Genomic DNA, 19,341 nt, shown 5'->3' on the forward strand with positions numbered 1-19,341 from the left:
GAGTCTACGCAATTCCTCTTTGTATCTTTTTCCGTTATATCAACTTGCTCTCTTAATAAATCTTCTTGCCTCATCGAACAAACCTCCACTTCACTCATTGAAAAAGCAAGCAGGCGAGCAGTAGCAGTACCGCTTCCAGCCCTTCATTGATCGCGCCATAGGTATCCCCCGTCAAGCCGCCCAGCCTTGCATTCATCCGGCTCGCCATCCAGGAACCGACTCCCCAAGCTAATAGAGGGGCAAGAACATAATAGACCATAGGGATGATAATATTCATATCTCCCCACTCTGGCACAGCGGCAAGCAGCAGCAGTCCAGCCGATAGCACAAGGGCCAGTAAAGTCGCAAGCAGCGTATCCTTGCCGCTCTGTCCCCGGAATCGTCCGGCCAGTCCTTCCCCCCCGCGCGCGGTCGGCCAATGACGCATAGCCAGCGACATGAACCAACGGCTCCACACAGGAGCCGTCATCATTGCCGCTCCAGATACATACAGTCCGCGGCTTAGGAGTGTAGCAAGCAGCGACATTTTAAAGAGCAGCAGCAGCACACAGGCTAACACACCCATCGCCCCAACTCGGCTGTCCTTCATAATCTCCAGCATTTTCTCACGGGGACGATAGCTCAGGAACGCATCCGCAGAATCCATCCAGCCATCCAGATGTAATCCGCCAGTCAGCCAGACCCAAGCGATTAGCAGAATAACCGAGACCGGCAGTACAGGCAGCCCCAGGCTGGCCACCACCGCAATGATCCAAATAACAATGCCAATCGCTGCACCGACGAGCGGATAATATTTGGCGCTCCTCTTCAGCAACTCCGGCGTAAAATCAAGCTCGGCCCGCACCGGAAACCGCGATAGAAATTGAAAAGCGGCCAAAATTGGCCGTCCTTTTTGTCTCATAATCGATACTCCCTGCTCTTAAGTTCAATTGGAATTCCCGCAGTGACGAGAAACACTTGCTGTGAAATCTCAGCCATTTTGCGATTCATGATTCCAGCTAAATCCCGGTAGACTCGACCCAGACGGTATTCAGGCACGATGCCATCCCCGACCTCATTCGTCACCAGTACCAAATTACCGGAATAGGCTGAGACGACAGCAGCTAATCGTTCGATCTCATCCAATACTTGCGGCTCCGCCTCCGGCCCATCGCCGGACGCGAGCAAAACATTAGAGAGCCATAATGTGAGACAATCCACCAGTACAACAGGTTCGTCTGCCACAGGCTCCTCGATAGAGGAAGATATACGATTGTTCGACTGAGCCAGCTCGCTTAACAGCGCGGCAAGCCGCAGCGGCTCTTCCTTCGTCTCCCAAGGGAAACCGCTGTCCACGCGGACACTCTGGTGCAGCCTGATCCGCTCACGCATCTCATCGTCGAATGCTTGCGCCGTAGCAATATAAATCCCTCGCCCCGTATGCTTCATACACCATTTCTCGGCAAAAGAGCTCTTACCGCTCCGCGCCCCACCGGTCACCGTAATGATCATACGGTTGCCTCCGGACCAGCCCCTTCTCCTGTAGAGACTCCGGCACTCTCAAAGGTCGCCATTTCCGACATTACGCGGCAGATCGCATCGATCAGATGCAGCGCCAGTACGCCGCCAGTGCCTTCACCTAGCCGCATGTCCAGATGCAGCATCGGGGCAAGTCCTAGCTCACCGAGCAGCTGCTCATGCCCCTGTTCATGCGAGGCATGCGAGGCGATCATATAATGCGCAGTTTCTGGTGCAAGGCGTTGCGCGATTAATGCTGCTGCACTAGAGATAAACCCGTCAATTACGACCGGACAATGGTGAGCAGCAGCAGCCAGGATCACCCCAGTCAAGCCGGCAATTTCAAGTCCGCCGACCTTGGATAATACATCCAGCGGATCGTTCACATTCGGCTGGTTAACATCAATTGCCTTCTGCACGATAGCAATCTTATGCTGAAGGCGTTCGTCATTGAGACCCGTTCCTCGACCAACGCATTCCTGCGGTGATTTTCCGGTCAACACGCTCATAACTGCCGCACTGGCCGTAGTATTACCGATCCCCATTTCGCCAGTCACGAACAGTCTTGATCCATTTGCTACTGCACCCTTCACCGTATCGATTCCCGCCAGCACGGCCGCTTCCGCTTCCTCACGGCTCATCGCCGGACCTTTGGCCATGTTCGCTGTTCCATAGCGGATCTTCTTCATGACGAGCTCCGGGTGCGACAACTCGGCATTTACTCCGATGTCCACGCACATCACTTCGGCTCCGGCTTGACGAGCCAGTACATTCACTGCTGCACCGCCGGCCAGGAAGTTATGTACCATCTGCGGCGTTACCTCCGCTGGAAAAGCACTGATGCCTTCCTCGCACACACCATGATCAGCAGCCATGACAATGACAGAACGCTTAGATAAATCGGGATGTACATTCCCTGTTATTCCTGCTAGCTTCACGGCCAGATTCTCCAGCTTCCCGAGACTCCCCGGCGGCTTGGTTAACTGATCGAGATGCTCAGCCGCTGCTGCTGAAGCAGCCTCGTCCGGAGCTGAGATTTTATCGATAATTTGTGCGATTAAATGATTCATGTGTATATCCCCTTCCTGGTGCGTGATGTGCGACTATATCATAACTAACTATATCACTAGTGTTGCAAGATCATGCTGCAAAATATGAACTAGCGAAACGTAGTTCCGCTAGTATAGAATAACCTATCATTCAAGCCCCATGTTTACCGCTAGTTTCCTTGCGCAGTAATAACTGCGGCTCTCCGTGATCCGGGTGCGCAACGATATGCGACTGCACCTGAAAGACCGATTCAATCAATTCGGAATTAATTATTTCCGCTGGTGAACCTTCAGCTACAATTCTGCCCTGATGAAGTACAAGCAAGTGGTCGCAATACAGAGCAGCAAGGTTGAGATCATGCATAACAGATACGACCGTCAAACCCGCTTCACGTTGCCAGCTGGCAACCAGCTCCATGAACTGCGTCTGATGTCGGATATCCAGATAGGTTGTCGGCTCATCAAGCAGGACGATCTCAGGTTGCTGGGCCATCACTTTGCCCAAGGCGACCCGCTGCCGCTGTCCTCCGCTCAATACATGAAGCGGACGATGCGCTAAATCATTCAACTCGAGCTTATCCATAATACCGTCCATTAGACGCTGAGCGGCTTCACTATCTTCTCTGCCGCGCCAATTCTGGAACGGAAACCGCCCCATTTCAATCACTTCCCGGACAGGGTAAGCTACTGGTGGAAGCCCATCCTGCTGCAGAACCGCCAGCTTGCGCGACAGCTTCTTGCGCCCGTATTCGGCAATCAACCTGCCATCCAGACTGATCTCACCGCGGTTCGGCTTCTCTACTCCGGACAAGAGGCTAATCAGCGTTGATTTCCCACTGCCATTTGGACCGATAATGCCCCAAAACTGTCCGCGTTGAACCCGCCAGTTTATATCCTTGAGTACGGAGAGACTTCCATATGATTTATCTATATGCCGCACTTCAATCAACGCATCTCCACCTCTCTCTCCTTCTTCTTGCGATACAGCAAATAAGCAAAGAAAGGCGCCCCTACGAAGGCAGTGACAATTCCCAACGGTATCTCAATCGGTGCCAGCAGCGAGCGCGCTGCCAGATCGCTCCACATCATAAAGATGCCCCCGCCGAGCGCGGAGAGCGGAATAATCAGGCGATAATCGGGACCCGTAATAAGCCGAATAATATGAGGTACCACCAAGCCAACAAAGCCAATCACCCCGGATACCGAGACGGCCGCTGCCGTGAGCAGCGTGGCCACGAATAACACTGATAATTTGGTGAATTCCACATTGAGTCCCGTATGGGTTGCTTGCCGCTCTCCAAGCGCCAGCAAATTCAGCGTCCTGGCCCGGCTCCAGAGGTAAATAATCCCCAGCGCCAAATATGGCAACAGGATGGCCGTATACGACCATCCTCGCAAGCTTAAGGACCCCATCGTCCAATATAAAATTTCATTCACCGTCTTCTTCGACATTGCTGTCAGAAAAGATACAACCGCCCCCAGGAAGGATTGCATCACGACACCCGATAGAATTAAATTTTCGATCGGTATTTTCCCGTTCTCCCGTGCCAGCCACATTACGATCCACAACGTTAATGAACCCGTTAAAAATGCGATAGCCGGCAGTGTGAACACTCCAATCACGGAGTACTGCCAGCCAAGGAAGATCAGTACCGCGGCCCCTAGCGCTGAACCCGATGACACGCCAAGGGTGAATGGATCAGAGAGCGGGTTGCGCAGTACTCCCTGGAAAGCAGAGCCCGCTACCGCGAGCGAAGCACCGACCAGCAGGCCAAGCATCACTCGCGGAAGGCGAACCTTCATAACAATCTGTTCAGAAGCCATGCTCCAATCTGGAGTGATATGATCGCCAATCCATGGAATATGATGCGCGAGAATGGCGATAATCTCTCCAGCAGGCAAATATACTGAGCCAACCCCGATACAGATCAAGATGGTGATTGCGAGCAAAGCAAGACCTATGATTCCGTATCCGGCCAGCTTCTTCCTCATGGCTGCATCAATTCCGGATAGATTGCTTTGGCTACTTCAATCAGTCCTTGGGTTACGCGCGGTCCTGGACGGCTGAGCAAATTGTCATCCAGTCCAATGACCTGATCATTCTTCACCGCCGTAATTTGATCCCAACCGCTGCGTTCTTTTATAATCTCGGCCAAGGTCTTGTTATTATCAATGACGCTCTTGGCATATAGGATAACATCAGGATTTGCCTTAATAATATTCTCTTCGTTAATTTGACTCCAACCTTCTATATCGGAAGCTACGTTAGTGCCTCCGGCAAGTGTGATCATCTCGTCCATGAACTCACCTTTACCAACCGTCCAGCCTGGCGAAAACTCGATATATACCTTTTTCTTATCTTCCTCTTTAACCGTTTTGACGGCTTCAGTTACTTGATTCAGCTCATCCTGCATCTGCTTCACAACTTGCTCCGCCTCAGCCTGGTGATCCGTAATTTGTCCAATCATCTTAATATGGTCCATCACATCAGTAACTGTCTTCGGATTGGATTTAAATACTTTAATCCCGAGATCAGTCAAGCTCTTGATCGTCTCTTCCTTGATCATCGTCCCTGTTACAACGACAAGATCCGGCTCAGCCGCTACAACGGATTCTACATTAACTTGGAAGCCGCCCATCTTCGGCTTGGACAGCGCTGCTTCCGGATAATCATCATTATCCGAGACGCCGACAATCTGCTCGTCCAGCCCGATCGCGAACAAACCTTCCGTCTCCGATGGTGACAAGGAGACAATCTTCTGCGGAGCCGCATCAAATGTGACCTCTGTGCCGAAATCATCCTTAACAGTAAGCGGGTAAGCTGTATGCTGTGCTTCCCCTGCATTTCCGCTATTGCTGCTCTGCTCAGCAGCCTGATTCGTACTATTATTTGCCGCCCCGTTCGTGGCATTATTCGTTGAATTATTGGCGCCACACCCTGCAACGACCATAATTACGAGCGTCAGCAGCGCAGCCGCCCATATTTTTCTCCAGTTCTTCAAGTTTTCCCTCTCCTTTTGAATAAGTTCTTGTACGCCATTGCTTGTGCTAGCAGCCTCGATCAGGTTTTCTTATCAAAGCCGACTTTTTGAACTACTACTTAAAACAAAGAAAACCCGATCCGATGGGATGGGTTACGTCTACAAAGTATTATGCCTGATCCAAACAGAGCATGAAGTCTCCATTTACAGATTGCAATCTTAGCTTAGCAGAACGTCATCCTTTCCTCGAAGGACCGTCTCATATACTCGCGGCAGGTCTCCTGACTTACAGGTTATGACTTGAAGCCCACCTTCCCATCAACCTGACAGTTGACAGTGGCAAATTGGACTTCGTCCCTGTTTACAGTGGCGGGACCGCGCCGGACTCACACCGGCTTCCCTTTTCACCCGAGTGTATGGCGTCATACGCCGCCAACTCAGGACCAGCAAGTATTTATTTAATTCATTAGCTTAAAGCAAGGCTATCTTCTCTATTGGATTATAGGTGAAAAGAAGATTGAACACAATATCCAAAACCGTTCATGCACCGTTATCTACTGCTGCAATACTGTAATAAGATAGTCTTATCCCGTTCACTCGCTCCTGCATAGCCACACATTGCGAATAAAGGAACCCTTAAGAATTTTTCCTTGGTCCATGATCATAAGGCCCACCTCGCGAATCTCCTCCTCAAGTGGCTCTGAAGAGACGATAACCGACTGGATGCTAATCCGCTTTAGACTAGTGAGCATTCTAATCCGTTCATCTCGCGGAAGTACCGAACACAGATTATAAGGCATATCAAGAACAGCGGCATCATAATGCTCATCTATCTCGTTCATATCACCGATCTCTACCAAGCCTTTCGAATCATAGCCAAAATGGTGCAAATTCACACGCGCTCCCTTAATCGCTAGCGGATTAATATCCCGGCCGACAATATCCATCCCTATCGACAACGCCTCGATCAGCACATTCCCCATGCCGCAGCAGGGATCGATCAACCGCAGTCCATTCGGTTGAGGCGCCGCGATATTAACTAATGCGCGAGCAACTGGGGTGCTCAGTCCGGTCGAGTAATTTTGCGGCTTATGCTTATGCTCAAGCCAGACCGACCGTGCCGGATAGCAGCTTCCCAGTGTCCAGCGCCCGTTATGAGAGAGCAAGCCATAGATCAGATCCGGCGTACGCATCTCCGCCTTGCCGCGAATAATACTCCCGACTTGGCGCTCCATCTGCCGCTGCTGCTCGTAGCTGCGTGGATCACCATTTTTGATATATTTTACTTTAAATGTTCTATTATTAAGCTCCAGCTCGGCAGCCCGCCGCAGCAGTTCCTCCCAAGAAACTTCGCTGATCAATACATCCATCCTCAGCGATAGATAAGGACTACGATTCGGATCGATCAGAATGGGCGTATCCACGAATGGGTACGGTCCAACAGGATCAACGGCGTATCCGAATAGCGCCTGCAGCTCCATCCTGCACAGATCACGCTCCGTCTCATGACAGGCAAAGGGATAAATATAGCGGCTGGAACTCTCCGTTTGCTGCATCAAATCTCTCATTCCTCTTTTGGCAAATTGAATTCTTCAGAGCACCATCATACCCCTTTTCCCCGAAAAAAGAAAAGAAGAGTCGGTCCCCGTTAAGATCAGGACAACTTTAGTTTCATAATCTCCCCCGGCGAAACTTTGCTGTCCCAGAAGTCAGCATCTGGATTCATCAGCATGTTCAGCGTGGATATCACACCACCATGGGTCACAACAAGCAGGATGGAAGGATTAGCGTTCCCGCTAACCGCAAGCTCCTTCGATTTCTGCACCAGTTCCCTTTGAAAGTCGGCGACCCTGTTCTGGAACAGCTCCCATGATTCCCCTTCCGGTGGTGTATACAGCTTGGGATTGTCAATCCAGGCACGATAGAGTGGGTTATGCTCTAGCATTTCATAGGTTTTGCCTTCCCAAGCACCAAAGTTCATCTCCTTAAGTCTTGGATCATAGACAGCTTGTGCAGTCAAATCAGGACGGATCAATTGCAAGGTCTGGCGACAGCGCTTCAGGTCACTGCAATATACACCGGCAAAGGATTGACCAGCCAGCTTACTCCGCAGCGGAGTAAGACCGGAAGCCTCCCCAGGCAACAACTCCTCATCGCTATGGCCTTGATATTTACGCTGCAGATTCCACCCTGTCAATCCATGCCGGATTAACCACCACTCCACTCCCTCATAGCTTTCATTCATTATGTCGAGTCCTCCTTGTTACGCCCGTGATGGATCAACAGCCAGTGAAGTGGTTAGGAAATCCGCTAAATAATTGAGCATTTCCTCGGAATCGACCTTGCTCTCCGTCTTGTATATTTCGCTGCGTGCGGCAATTCTCTGCGTCGTTCCCATCATAATATGCGACAGGATCTGTGCCATCATCGCTGGATGAGTCTCCGCACGAATCGATCCGTCACCCTTTCCTTCTTCAATGATTTGTTCTATCAAATCGATTCCCTGCTTCGTGAAGCTCTGATACCGATCCTCCAGCTCCGGCGTTGGATAGGAGGACTGATAGAATTGATCGAACATCGCGGCAAAGCGAAAATAATCTGGTCGGGTCTGGTACATGCGGACGAAGGTAGCAAAATAATCATGCAGCTTCTCCAGCCCATCTTTGCCTTTGAGCTTCTCACCCAGCAAATCGCTCATTTCATTCAAAATTCGGATCTGAATATCAAATACAATCTCATGAATCGAGCTGTAATATTTATACAAGGTTACCCGGCTAATCTCCGCCTTCTTGACGATATCGACAATGGTGATGGAGATCAGCCCTTTTTCTAATACAAGTTCATAGGCAGCCTCCATAATTTGCTCCCGCCGCGACTGACGCATTAAATCCAATTCCTGCTCCCATTTCGTACTCAAACGAATTCACTCCTATCTATCCGTTACGCATTTTATATTCAATGTTCATAGTGTTTCCATTACGTAAATAGCCTTTATGCTGCTTAGCTTACTCTATCCGGTAACTGAAATCAACAGCTATGGCGGCGGATCTATTTCCCCTGCTATCTTGCTACGACAACAAAACCAAAGGATGGGGTTGACACGGTGTTAACACCATAATATGATTACAACATAGGGATTACATCGTGTAAATACACTTTATTCAATGTATCCCTGTATTCAATACATTTTTTTATTTTTAACACGTTTCACACTTATGAACTTATCACATCAATATTTCCCTATGAATGACTATGGACAATGGAGGAGAATTTCATGAAAAAGGTAACAGCCGTACTTATCGGAGCTGGAAATCGCGGTGCCCTGGCCTACGCCACTTACGCATTGGAGCATCCAGAAGAGCTTCAATTCGTCGCGATCGCGGAACCGGACCAAGGGCGAAGAGAAGCCTTCCAGAAGGCCCATAACCTCCCAGACTCCGCCTGTTATACCTCGTGGGAGGAGATGCTGCAAGAGCCGAAGCTGGCCGATGCTGCCCTGATCTGTACGCAGGATCAATACCATTTCGACCCGGCGATCAAAGCCTTTGAAACCGGATATCATATCCTTCTTGAGAAGCCGATGTCGACGGACCCTGTCGAAGTCGTAAAGTTAGGGCAGCATGCCGTTAAATACGAACGCATATTCAACATCTGTCATGTGCTCCGCTATACGGAGTTTTTCGGGACGCTCAAAAAAATGGTCGAGGACAAAAAAATCGGCGAGCTCGTCTCCATCCAGCATAATGAGAATGTGGCCTATTGGCATCAGGCCCATAGCTATGTCCGCGGCAATTGGAGAAATTCCCGTGAGTCGAGTCCAATGATCCTGGCTAAATCATGTCATGACATGGATATTTTGCTGTGGCTGGCCGGAAGCGATTGCAGAAGCATTTCTTCCTTCGGCTCCCTGTCCCATTTCAAGGCCGAGAATGCGCCGCCTCAAGCTGCTGACCGCTGTACAGACAACTGTCCTCATGCTGAGGAATGCCCGTTCTTTGCCCCAAGATTTTATCTTGCTAACGAAGGCTGGCGTTATGCGCTAACCAATGATGTAAGCGAGGAGGGGACTATGAAGGCGCTCCGGGAAGGGCCATATGGCCGCTGCGTTTATAAGTGCGACAATGATGTTGTCGACCATCAAGTGGTCAATATTGAATTCGAGAACAACGTTACAGCAGCCTTTACAATGTGCGCGTTCACGAATGAATACGCCAGAACGATTAAGCTCATGGGTACTCGCGGCGAGGTAAAGGGCATTATGTCCTTCAATAAATGTGAGATTGAAATCACCGATTTCCTCACTGGGAAAAAAGAACTCATCTCTATGGAATCAGGCGTCGACGATCATGGTGGCGGCGACAGCGCGCTGATTGGCAACTTCGCCAATCTGGTACGCGAGGAGCGTATCCATGAAGGTCTGTCCTCAGCCAGCGTCTCTGTACAGAGCCATCTGATGTCCTTCGCGGCGGAAAAATCCCGGCTAGAGAACCAGGTCGTTGTCTTTAAAGATTTCGCGGAAGAGATCAAGTCCAGAATCTAGTATTTAAAAAATAGTATAAGGAAGGACAGCGTAGAACCCCGCTGTCCTTCCTTTTGCCTTGCTGAAAAAATCAACGATTGTAATCAAGATTCATCATTCGATAAATCATCGCTGCCGCCTCCGCCCGTGTCGCTTGAGTGGCTGGTGCAAACCGCCCCTGCGCGCGCCCATGTACGAGACCAACCTCAGAGGCTGCCTTGACCGCATCAAGAGCCCACTGGGCAACAGCTTGCTCGTCAAAATATGAGACTGTTGTTCCGGTCACCGGAAGCTCCTGATGCCGTAAATAATACGCTCGCATCAGCATGACCACCATTTCCTGACGTGTAATGTCCCGGTCAGGAGCAAATTCAGAGGCGCTTACCCCTAATACAAGGCCCTCCTGGACAGCGACCTGGACGTAAGCCCCATACCATGCATCAGGATCAACATCCTTGAACCCGGCAGCTTTACCTTCAGGCAGCTCCAGAGCTCTTGCCAGAAGAGCGGTAAATTCGGCACGGGTAATTGAACGGCCTGGCTCAAAGCGGCCCTCCTGCACTCCTTGAAGGATCCCCCTGGATTCCAGATAGGCGATCGCCTCGTATGCCCAATGGTTCTCTAGTACATCTGTGAAGGAAGCAGCTGCGACAAAAGCGCCATAACTTCCAGACCGGAAAATATCAGCGGACATTCCGTTCTCGCTGTAACGGAAATCGGACAACCTGGTCAGCTTCCCATCCTGAATCGTATATATAAATGCCGATTTCTTCGCTTCCACTTGAAGCGCAAAGTGCAATTTAACCGCTTCTTTCCAAGCAGTCAAATCCTTGACTACGCCGTCCGCCTCGACAGAGACTCCCAACTGCAGCAAGTTCCCTGCTGAATGTGCAGGCACATTTCTGGCATCGATCGCCTCAAAAAACTGTTCCCGGGATAATGAGGTCAGCTTCAATATTACCTTCGCTGGAGCCGCTCCGCCACCGAATGCCGACTCAATCCATTGGTCAAAAACCTGTCCCGGAATGTCCAGTTCAGTCCTGTCCCATTGTAGCGTCAACGTTTCTGTTCCCAATTGCTTAAGGGCAGACGCTGTTAATACAATCGCTTCGGCATTCTCCCTCATTTTCACCTTCACTTTACCATTATCCGGCGCAACAAGATCCTTGGCTTCAACGATCTGGTAGTTCGCCGGTGTCGGCTGCATTGGTCCGCTCTTCTGCGGATTTGTGGCGCCTGGTTCCGTAATGCCCGTATTTCCGCTGCCTCCTGCGCCGCTTCCGCCCCCTTGCTCCGGAGGAATAACCGTATTTCTCGTTTTAAAAGAGAGCACGCCGCCCGTGTTGTCTTGTTCTTTACCGTTGCTCTTTTTTATAGCAATGACTTTCCAATAGTAGGTCTTGCCTGGAGATAGAGCGGACACCGCCGCGGATGTATCCTCTGTCGTATGGTTCCAAATGACAGGCTGAAGCGAGGAATTTTCCGAGATCATCACGCGATAGCTGTCTGCCCTGGCCGACGGTTCCCAGCGAAGCGCAACCTTCGAGGCATTAACTTCTTGCACCCCGTCAGCAGGCTCGATAATACTGAATGGTCCAGGCTGGGCAGAAATATCTGTACCTGCCGGGAAGATCGATACCGCCTGCCCTGGCAGCAGCGTCAGTCTGACCGAACCGTCCTGGACAGGAAGCTCTTGCTCGATTAAATTGAGCCCTTCTATTCCGATCGAATAGACATCAATCGATGCTGTCCCTTTCCATTGAACCGGCAGCTTCCAGGTTCTATTCTCATAACCGTTCTTGCTGTAAGCGATAATTTCCTGATAGTCATCCTCATTCCACAGAGCTGGGAAGAATACATCCCCGCCATCCCGAAGCGTCTCTCCCTCCTGCTCTATAAGAAGGCTTCCGTCGCTTTGCTTGTGGCTGGTTACCCCTTCCGAGAGGGTTATGATTCCGTTCTGGTCGGAGACCCGGTCCAGACGATTCAGATAATAGGATGGAAGAGTCTTTAATGCGAAATCATCGATGAATCCCCGTAATGTCTCACGGTCGGCCTTAATGATCGATTCTCCTAGCATCCCTGTACCTAGCCGCTCATCGCCTCCATCGCCTCCAGTATAGATTGAAGCAGGGATCTTGAACTGCTCCGAGGCGCTCCAGCGGATATGCCAGGCCATAGGCTGCAGGCCGATCAACGGATCAACGCGATAATTTATCAAATTCAGCGGTTACGTCCACCCCTTTGTCTCGGAAATACCGAATAATCTTCTTCTGCGTCTCGGCTTCCTGTTGCGAAGTTATCTTGTGATACGGGCTGATGAACCCGGCCTCAAGCTTGGGAATATTCTGATGGAAGGCGTCGATATGAATCGTTCCGGCTCGCTGAATCGGCAGCAATTCAAGTAGCTTGTCGATTCTTTGGATGGTCAGCCCTTCCTCCCACTCCCGGGTATAACTGATCGGATATCCCCAGACATACTTCCGCAAGCTTCCGTCATTTTCCCTGGCAATGACATCCTTCGTCAGATACGTATCCCAGAGCGGACTCTCGGAACTAGCATCAAGCATATTGATGTGCAGGCTTATAGTTGTGTTATATTTAAACGCTTCATCCATTAGCCATTTCAAGCTGTCTTCAGCTCTTTCATCCTGTTCACGCTTCAGTTTAGGATTAACCACATCCAATGCTGGATAACCGGTATCATGTCCATCGAACTGCCAGCCGACAAGATAAATGATTTTGGGAATCCCCCGCGTCAGACTGTCCATCTTCTTAACCGTTGCCAGAGCCTGCTCGAACGTCATGCGGACCGTACCATTATTCTCAGCCATAAACATCTTCATCGTCAGAGTCTGATGATACGCATGCTGAAAAGGCTGATCCACTGCAAATTGAACGGTAATCGGCACCTCTGCAGTCCTGGTGACGCCGCCCAACGTAACAGTTGCCGTTACGGTCGCGGTTCCCGCCGAGTTCAGCTTCGTCCCTGCCCTTACCTCCGCTCCGGATTCCGTCGGTTGCACTGAGGCAAGCACATTCGGATTACTGAGCGAATATTTGACATAGGCATGCTTCAAATCGGCATCTGATCCATCGCTTAATTGGCCGCTCAACCGCAAATGGGCCAGACCATCCAGATTCAAGCTTGCATGATCGCTGGTTAAACTGACGGACTCCAGCCTTTTGCCTTCTCCAACGATGGCCTTGGCCAGAAAAGAGAGCACTGACTCATGCAGTTCCGCGGCGGCCTGATTGACAGCGTATTGGCTTGCAGCATCATCCGCATATACCGCCTTGGCCTTAGCAATAGCTTGCCCCAGCTCTTCCTTGCTGCCCGAAGGATATTGTCCAGGATCCGTCCCTTCAACGGCGTTGTCATAATAAGCTTGCGCATTAGCCAATTCACTCTCCAGCGCCGTCTTGTTAGCCGATTCCGCAGGCTGGACTCCCGGCACTAGCACCTGCAGCGGAACAGTTTCTGCCGTTGTGCCGTCAGCCAGCTTGGTTACCGCCAATACCAATGTCACTGTGGCATCGGTGGAGACTGGAAAGATCTGAGCATCCTTCGGAATAATGTCCTCGCGGTCCGAAGCTGCTATAGCCACGGTAAATCCGTCTGGAACATAAGGAAGCCGCAATAAGGTCTGCCCTTTCTCCGGCGGGGCAATGCTTCGAATCGAGGAGGCCACCGATTCCGCTGTCTGATCTTCCGGGTCTCCATTGATCAGCTTCGTATCCGCCCAGTCGGCATAGGAAGTGGTTTGCGGATTGGAGCCCGCAGCGTATCCTGTCACTTCCAGCGACAGCTCATGGATCCCGGATACATCGACATTGATCTTTAATGGACGGATATACGGCTTCGCTGTAAAATGAGGACTTTCATACAGCTTATCCCCGTCCCCATACACAGCAAATACGACACTTGTAGGCAGCTTGCTGTTGGTAAGCGCTTCATCATCAATGCCAATTACTGAGGTAAGACGGTTGTAATCCCCGTTAATTTGGTAAGTAATTTTTGAATCGGCATGAGACCCGAGTCCTTTGTCATACGTGACCCCTTCCATCTTCATTTTCTGGCCTGTTAGGCTTGCAGCTGCAATCTGGTCCTTCTGTGTCTTTACTTTACCGTGTTTAACTGAGGTCCAATCCAAATCGCTAATATAGATTTCCTCATACGATGCCGGTTCTGCTTCGGCAAATGCATGACGGCCTAAGCCTGTCATCCCCAGACTCGTTAATGCCAGAACAATCGCCAAACTCCCCGAAATACTTCTCCATATTCTCTTCATTGATCCTGAGTACCCCCCATCGTAATTAAGTATTACGCTATTAAACTATCATAGGGAGTATGCGCTTACATAGTGACTCGAATCTACAATAGTAAGCGGTCATTTCTACACAATTAAGAGGAACGCCTGCACTCGGCACGCCGGATAGCATACTAGCTCTCCGCTTATTAAAAAACTCCCGGGACCATGTCATCCATGATAATCATAGACGTCCTGCATGGCCACCGGGAGATGGAAGGTTAATTATTTTATCGTCTAACTATTCTACTCCAGCGATTTCAGCACAATCATAGCAAGATCAGTAATATCTAAGATTCCATCACCGTTCATGTCCATCATCCGATTGCTATCATTAAGCGGTTTGCCTAATTGTTTGGCAATGATTGCAGCATCCTGAGCATCAACCTTATGGTCCTTGTTCAAATCTTCTGCATCGTAGCCAAACTGGATGCCAAGCTTCATATCATCGGACATGGAATAGGATAGCTTGGTGATGTCCGCGTTCTTATCTGTAAATAAGGATTGTTTGCTTACAATCAGATTCGCGGGATCGGCAAATTGCTTCGACTTCATCGTAATTTCAGCGATGTCTACAATGCCACCAAGCGCCCGATCTCCCAACAGAGTGGCAATAATGTTGATCTTCCCCTTCGCACTATCTTTGTTCCATCCTAAATAGGCATTCGAGGCCGAGCCGAAGTCACTGGCCATTTGAACATCAACAACTTCGAAAAGAGCTGGATCAAATTCGAGTGCTGCCTGCACGGCGTACAGGTCAGTAACATCCTGAGCTTGCAAAGTAACGTTAAAGGTGTCTCCTACGTTAATTTCGTCATCTGTCTTTAACTGCAAGCTTCCTGGGGATTGCCCCTCAAAAGTTACATGATCATAGTATCCGATCATCATATTCCATGCTGAGGAAAACAGGCCAATTCGTGCATATACAGCTTGCTCCGGGGCAATGCCGGTCACAGAGATGTCAATCCATTCCTTTTGCGGCATACCCTTGATTATCGTGCCTGTCGATGAACTAACTTGTTTACCTGACTTATCATAAAAATATAATATGATGCCTGAATCATCCGTACTCGTACCTTCGATCAATCCCTGCTCAATATACAGCTTGGCTGCGGCCGAATATTCGCCACCGCGGATGACCGGAATCGGATCGCTTAAGTAGCTGTTCTCTCCTATATTACCTTGCACTTTGTCAATGACCTTTAGGCTGCGGCCTGGCTCTCCACAATAACTCTGCTCATCCGAAAGGCTGTACTCAATTTTCTTTGTTGTATCAGCAATACTCCAGCCCGGAATCGTTCCATCCGCATTGAGTGGTTCCTCGAAGCAGCTATTTCTTACTGGCGACTGTACGCTGGTTGACTCGGTAATTGGAATCATCATCAGCTTTGTTTTATCGGTATAATAGATTTGTTCATGCCCCTCAGCATCCTTGGCCAGCGTCATGAAACTCATCTCGAAGTTACTCGGGGTAAGGGAGCGATACTCCAATGTATCCGGATCGACTACGGTCATCCGATTTGCCAGCCCGGCGTAGAGCAGCCCGTCTTCGCCCCAGCGGAAGTAGTATGGACGCCACATTCCATAATCCTTCACATCAGAGTAAATATTCTTCTGCTTCACGATGGAGAGATCATCTGGGTTCAAAGCGAACAAAATCCCGTCTACGCCGCCCCAGAGTAATCCATCCGGGCCAAAAGTGAGGCCGCTGATCATGCGATGTGTGTCCAAACCCTTCAGCGCTGTAAGCGGAGTGTGCATCGTCATTGCTTTTTTCTCAATATCCCAAACAAATACTTCCGGGTCATTTGCTGGCATATTCGTGTTCAAGCCACCAGACTTCGTAGTTGAACCATAGATTTTCCCATCCTTATAAGCAAGGCCTATAATGCTATGGTCTTTGATAATATCTCGATAGACCTGTTTGTCACCCGTTGCCAAATCGTAAATGGTGAGCGCCCCGCCTAACCTCCCGTAATCAGGAATTGTCCCGATGATCAGCTTGCCGTCGGCGTACTCCATTTTATACGGTCTGTCCTGAGATGATCCGATCGTGAACAGCAGCTTGGGATCGCTCATTTTACCGCCGGTAATGTCCACCTCATAAATATCTCCGCCGGGATAGATCCCGTAATATACTTTATTTCCAACAGAGATAATCCCCTCGGCTTGGCCGATCAAGAAGCTGAAGGATTGATTCGTTCTTGGGTCAAATACTCCGCCATTTCCACCTGGATAAGCCGACATATATAATCGTCCATCCGTCCCACGTTCCATATTGTGAATCGGAATTGGCCCACCCTTGGCAGCAACACCCGGCAGATCCTTACGAATTCCCTTTTTGACATCCAAAGCCGATAATTTACCATTCGCCTGAATTGTTACAATGGTACGATCTGATGTTAATTCAGGGTCCTTCATATCGACCCAGGCTGCTCCACGCAATGAGGTAGCGAAGCTGATTCCCGTATTTCTCGTCTCAAGCGTCGTTAAATCAACCTCCAGGATGCCTCCATGAGCAGGCACATAGGCTTTGCCATCCGCAACCGGAATTTGATTGTAGCTCATGACTCCTCTATTACTAACGGGATCAACGCCTATAAACTTATCCTCCCATTTCTTCTTTTCCAAATTGTAATACACCATGACTAGGCCTGATTCTTCTCCACTTGCTTTGACGAATAAATATTTATCCACTACTGCCATGTCATAGGCAAATTCAATCTTTCCATGTTCTATGCCAAGGATACCCGGCACCTCATCAGAGATGACCTCCGAAGCTCCCGACTCTACGTTCACCTTAACAACTTCGAATGGCAACGCCATACCAGCATAGATATGTCCGTCGTGATAAGCCATAGAACGAATATAATTATGGCCTGCAAGCAAGGTCCCATAATCCCTCAATTCCTTGGTCTTCGGATTGTATTGGAACAGCTTGCCGTTATCATAAGTGCCAATATAGACATTTCCTGAAGGGTCGGTGGTCATAGACCATACCGATTTCTCACTGCCCATCACCTTAAGCTTCTGAACTGTCTTGGTCACCGGAGAGTAGCTCCACAGTTCTCCTGTCCCCGATGAAGTAATTGCGCCGATATAGACAGTTCCATCCGGTGCAATTACATGTCTCCACGACTGCGCCACACCAGCCAGCTCAAAATCCCGGATCCGCTCATTATTCTTCACGTCAATCACATTAAATACAGCCGGAGTTGTCGAGGCCGTCGTGTATAAAACCTGCTTGCCATCCTCTACTCCCATTACACCATCATTGATCGATACGGAGGTGATCGGATACCCCATATTCACAGGTGTTCCAAATTTCATTTTTGACAACTTGCTTCCCTGTTCTGAAGCTGCCTGTGCCCCAGATGGCAACAACAAGCTTAGCCCCAGCGCACAAATAAGTAGCAAAGCTAGCGAACGATTCCTCACATTGCGTCGGTTCATAAACTGTGCCCTCCTTCGTTCTCATCCAGCAGCTTCGTCAAGATCGTATTAGTCAGCATTTCGATATCCGCCTGGTCAATTTTACCGTCGTTATTCACGTCATATTTCCAGTTGTCATTGTTCACCATTTGCCCGGCCAGCTTGGCTACAGCCATCACATCGTAGAGATCGATCTTGCCATCGCCATTCACATCTAGCGAAGCTCTGCGGATATAAGTACTCGCACTCTCAGCTTCAGGGCTGATATAAATTTTGTTATTCTGAACGCCATCGGTATCTTGGACACCTGAATCTTCTTGAAGCGTAACATCCACTCTCTCCGTATTACCCAATACTTTAAACTTAACACTGAGTACCTGCTTATCCTCGCTAACGGAAGACCCTACAGGTCTGGATACCTCGAATTTAAGAACCCCTGGATCATCGTTGCTCCATTCCACCGTTGCTGGCCCACCGGCATTAAAATCATTAGCAGCGGCAACACCCGCTACCTCCAGGACCGCCGGATCATAGGCCAAGCTTCCAAAGGCGGTCTGCACATCAATCCCACGGCTAAGCAATATCCTAGCTTCAAGAGTCTGATTCGCTAGGATCCCGGTTGGCATTTGCAAATGAAGAGTACCCGGCGCTTTCTGTTCCTGTGGCGAGGTCAAAGTGAAGTCGTCATAAAATGCACCGGACTCAGCCGTAAAATAGTTAGATATAGAGGCGGCTACCCTTGCATACACAGCATTCGCCGGAGCAGTACCTGTCACGGTTACTCGCGTCCATGCCCCAACTTGTCTTAAATGCACGATATTTTCGCCGTCTTTATCCTGATTTACCTGCTTGCCGGTGGCATCATAGAAACGCAGCACCAGGCTCGCTCCGGCCGCATTCCCTGCATTCGGGGCAATGTACATCATAGCCGAACCATTATACGTATACCCTGGTGTCACATCTCGCGGATCGCTTTGCAGATAGATGGGTAGTGTATTCGATTTGTCTACCAGCTTCAGACTGGAATTGCCATAATAGCGTACATCCTGCGTTATTTCATAGGATGTTCCGTCATTAGGCGCAAAGAACATGCTCCAACCCGGAATCGTTCCGTCTGCATTTACTGGCTGCTCAAAACCATTATTCAGAAGAGGTTCAACGGAATACACCGTCTGAGTCACCGTCTCAATCTGATCGCCTATTCCGGCCAAAAGCTCTGCTTCTTGATCTTCCACAGCCTGTGCATCATCCTGTTCAGCCACAGCTTCATCGGGTTCAATACCTTCTGATTCAACAGATGGCCCCTCTTTAACTTCCCCAGCATTTCCACCCGTTTCACTATCAACACCACCAATAGGTTCTTCTGAGGTGCCTAGCTGTGATTCCCCCAGTTCGGAATTTTGTCCATCCGTGAACATGTCCTTATCTATTGCCGAAGCCTGAATCGTTGGAGCAGGTACAACCATCAGGGACGGGAGTACCAGCAGTACAGCTAAAGCTGCGATGCTCCCCATTCTCCCCAGTTGTTTTAATTTGGAGTTTCTCATTCGCGC

The 19,341-nt window shown here is 49.7% G+C and carries 14 protein-coding genes and 1 riboswitch; of the genes, 1 reads left to right on the top strand and 13 read right to left on the bottom strand.

Features of this window, described 5'->3' with window-relative positions; all coding sequences use genetic code 11:
- Positions 1–94 precede the first annotated feature (94 nt).
- The 9 genes from cobS to EI981_RS21515 all read right to left on the bottom strand — a co-directional run bounded on the left by cobS (position 95) and on the right by EI981_RS21515 (position 8,444).
- Complete coding sequence (gene cobS, locus EI981_RS21475) at positions 95–901, bottom strand: adenosylcobinamide-GDP ribazoletransferase (RefSeq protein ID WP_127001719.1); 807 nt, start codon at positions 899–901, stop codon at positions 95–97.
- Positions 898–1,491: a bifunctional adenosylcobinamide kinase/adenosylcobinamide-phosphate guanylyltransferase gene (cobU, locus tag EI981_RS21480; protein ID WP_127001720.1), complete on the bottom strand. Its 594-nt coding sequence runs from the start codon at positions 1,489–1,491 to the stop codon at positions 898–900. The genes cobS and cobU overlap by 4 nt, the downstream gene beginning before the upstream one ends.
- Complete coding sequence (cobT, locus tag EI981_RS21485; RefSeq protein ID WP_127001722.1) at positions 1,488–2,567, bottom strand: nicotinate-nucleotide--dimethylbenzimidazole phosphoribosyltransferase; 1,080 nt, start codon at positions 2,565–2,567, stop codon at positions 1,488–1,490. Before cobT ends, cobU begins: the two co-directional genes overlap by 4 nt.
- Before the next feature lie 130 nt (positions 2,568–2,697).
- A complete protein-coding gene (locus tag EI981_RS21490) occupies positions 2,698–3,486 on the bottom strand; it encodes an ABC transporter ATP-binding protein (protein ID WP_335926390.1) in 789 nt (262 codons plus the stop codon).
- Positions 3,487–3,491: 5 nt separating this feature from the next.
- A complete protein-coding gene (locus EI981_RS21495; RefSeq protein WP_127001726.1) occupies positions 3,492–4,538 on the bottom strand; it encodes a FecCD family ABC transporter permease in 1,047 nt (348 codons plus the stop codon).
- Positions 4,535–5,548 carry an ABC transporter substrate-binding protein gene (locus EI981_RS21500; protein ID WP_227011523.1) on the bottom strand — a complete coding sequence of 338 codons (1,014 nt, stop codon included), beginning with the start codon at positions 5,546–5,548 and terminating at the stop codon, positions 4,535–4,537. The genes EI981_RS21495 and EI981_RS21500 overlap by 4 nt, the downstream gene beginning before the upstream one ends.
- A gap of 233 nt (positions 5,549–5,781) precedes the next feature.
- A riboswitch (cobalamin riboswitch) is annotated at positions 5,782–5,991 on the bottom strand.
- A 129-nt stretch (positions 5,992–6,120) separates the two neighbouring features.
- On the bottom strand, positions 6,121–7,095 hold the full coding sequence (locus EI981_RS21505) for a TRM11 family SAM-dependent methyltransferase (RefSeq protein ID WP_127001728.1): 975 nt from the start codon (positions 7,093–7,095) through the stop codon (positions 6,121–6,123).
- An 86-nt stretch (positions 7,096–7,181) separates the two neighbouring features.
- Positions 7,182–7,772: a histidine phosphatase family protein gene (locus EI981_RS21510; protein WP_127001730.1), complete on the bottom strand. Its 591-nt coding sequence runs from the start codon at positions 7,770–7,772 to the stop codon at positions 7,182–7,184.
- Positions 7,773–7,790: 18 nt separating this feature from the next.
- Complete coding sequence (locus EI981_RS21515; RefSeq protein ID WP_227011524.1) at positions 7,791–8,444, bottom strand: TetR/AcrR family transcriptional regulator; 654 nt, start codon at positions 8,442–8,444, stop codon at positions 7,791–7,793.
- Between the two features lie 357 nt (positions 8,445–8,801).
- Between EI981_RS21515 and EI981_RS21520 the strand changes: the two genes are divergently transcribed.
- Complete coding sequence (locus tag EI981_RS21520; RefSeq protein ID WP_127001732.1) at positions 8,802–10,067, top strand: Gfo/Idh/MocA family protein; 1,266 nt, start codon at positions 8,802–8,804, stop codon at positions 10,065–10,067.
- A gap of 70 nt (positions 10,068–10,137) precedes the next feature.
- Here EI981_RS21520 and EI981_RS21525 read toward each other — a convergent pair whose 3' ends face one another.
- The 4 genes from EI981_RS21525 to EI981_RS21540 all read right to left on the bottom strand — a co-directional run bounded on the left by EI981_RS21525 (position 10,138) and on the right by EI981_RS21540 (position 19,335).
- On the bottom strand, positions 10,138–12,267 hold the full coding sequence (locus tag EI981_RS21525) for an S-layer homology domain-containing protein (protein WP_127001734.1): 2,130 nt from the start codon (positions 12,265–12,267) through the stop codon (positions 10,138–10,140).
- Positions 12,248–14,338, bottom strand: coding sequence for an NPCBM/NEW2 domain-containing protein (locus EI981_RS21530; RefSeq protein ID WP_127001736.1), 2,091 nt, complete (start codon positions 14,336–14,338; stop codon positions 12,248–12,250). The genes EI981_RS21525 and EI981_RS21530 overlap by 20 nt, the downstream gene beginning before the upstream one ends.
- Before the next feature lie 264 nt (positions 14,339–14,602).
- Entirely contained in the window at positions 14,603–17,809 is a 3,207-nt protein-coding gene (locus EI981_RS21535) for a cohesin domain-containing protein (protein ID WP_127001738.1), read from the bottom strand.
- On the bottom strand, positions 17,806–19,335 hold the full coding sequence (locus EI981_RS21540) for a dockerin type I domain-containing protein (RefSeq protein ID WP_127001740.1): 1,530 nt from the start codon (positions 19,333–19,335) through the stop codon (positions 17,806–17,808). Before EI981_RS21540 ends, EI981_RS21535 begins: the two co-directional genes overlap by 4 nt.
- Positions 19,336–19,341 lie beyond the last annotated feature (6 nt).

This window comes from Paenibacillus lutimineralis, from assembly GCF_003991425.1.
GTDB lineage: Bacteria > Bacillota > Bacilli > Paenibacillales > Paenibacillaceae > Fontibacillus > Fontibacillus lutimineralis.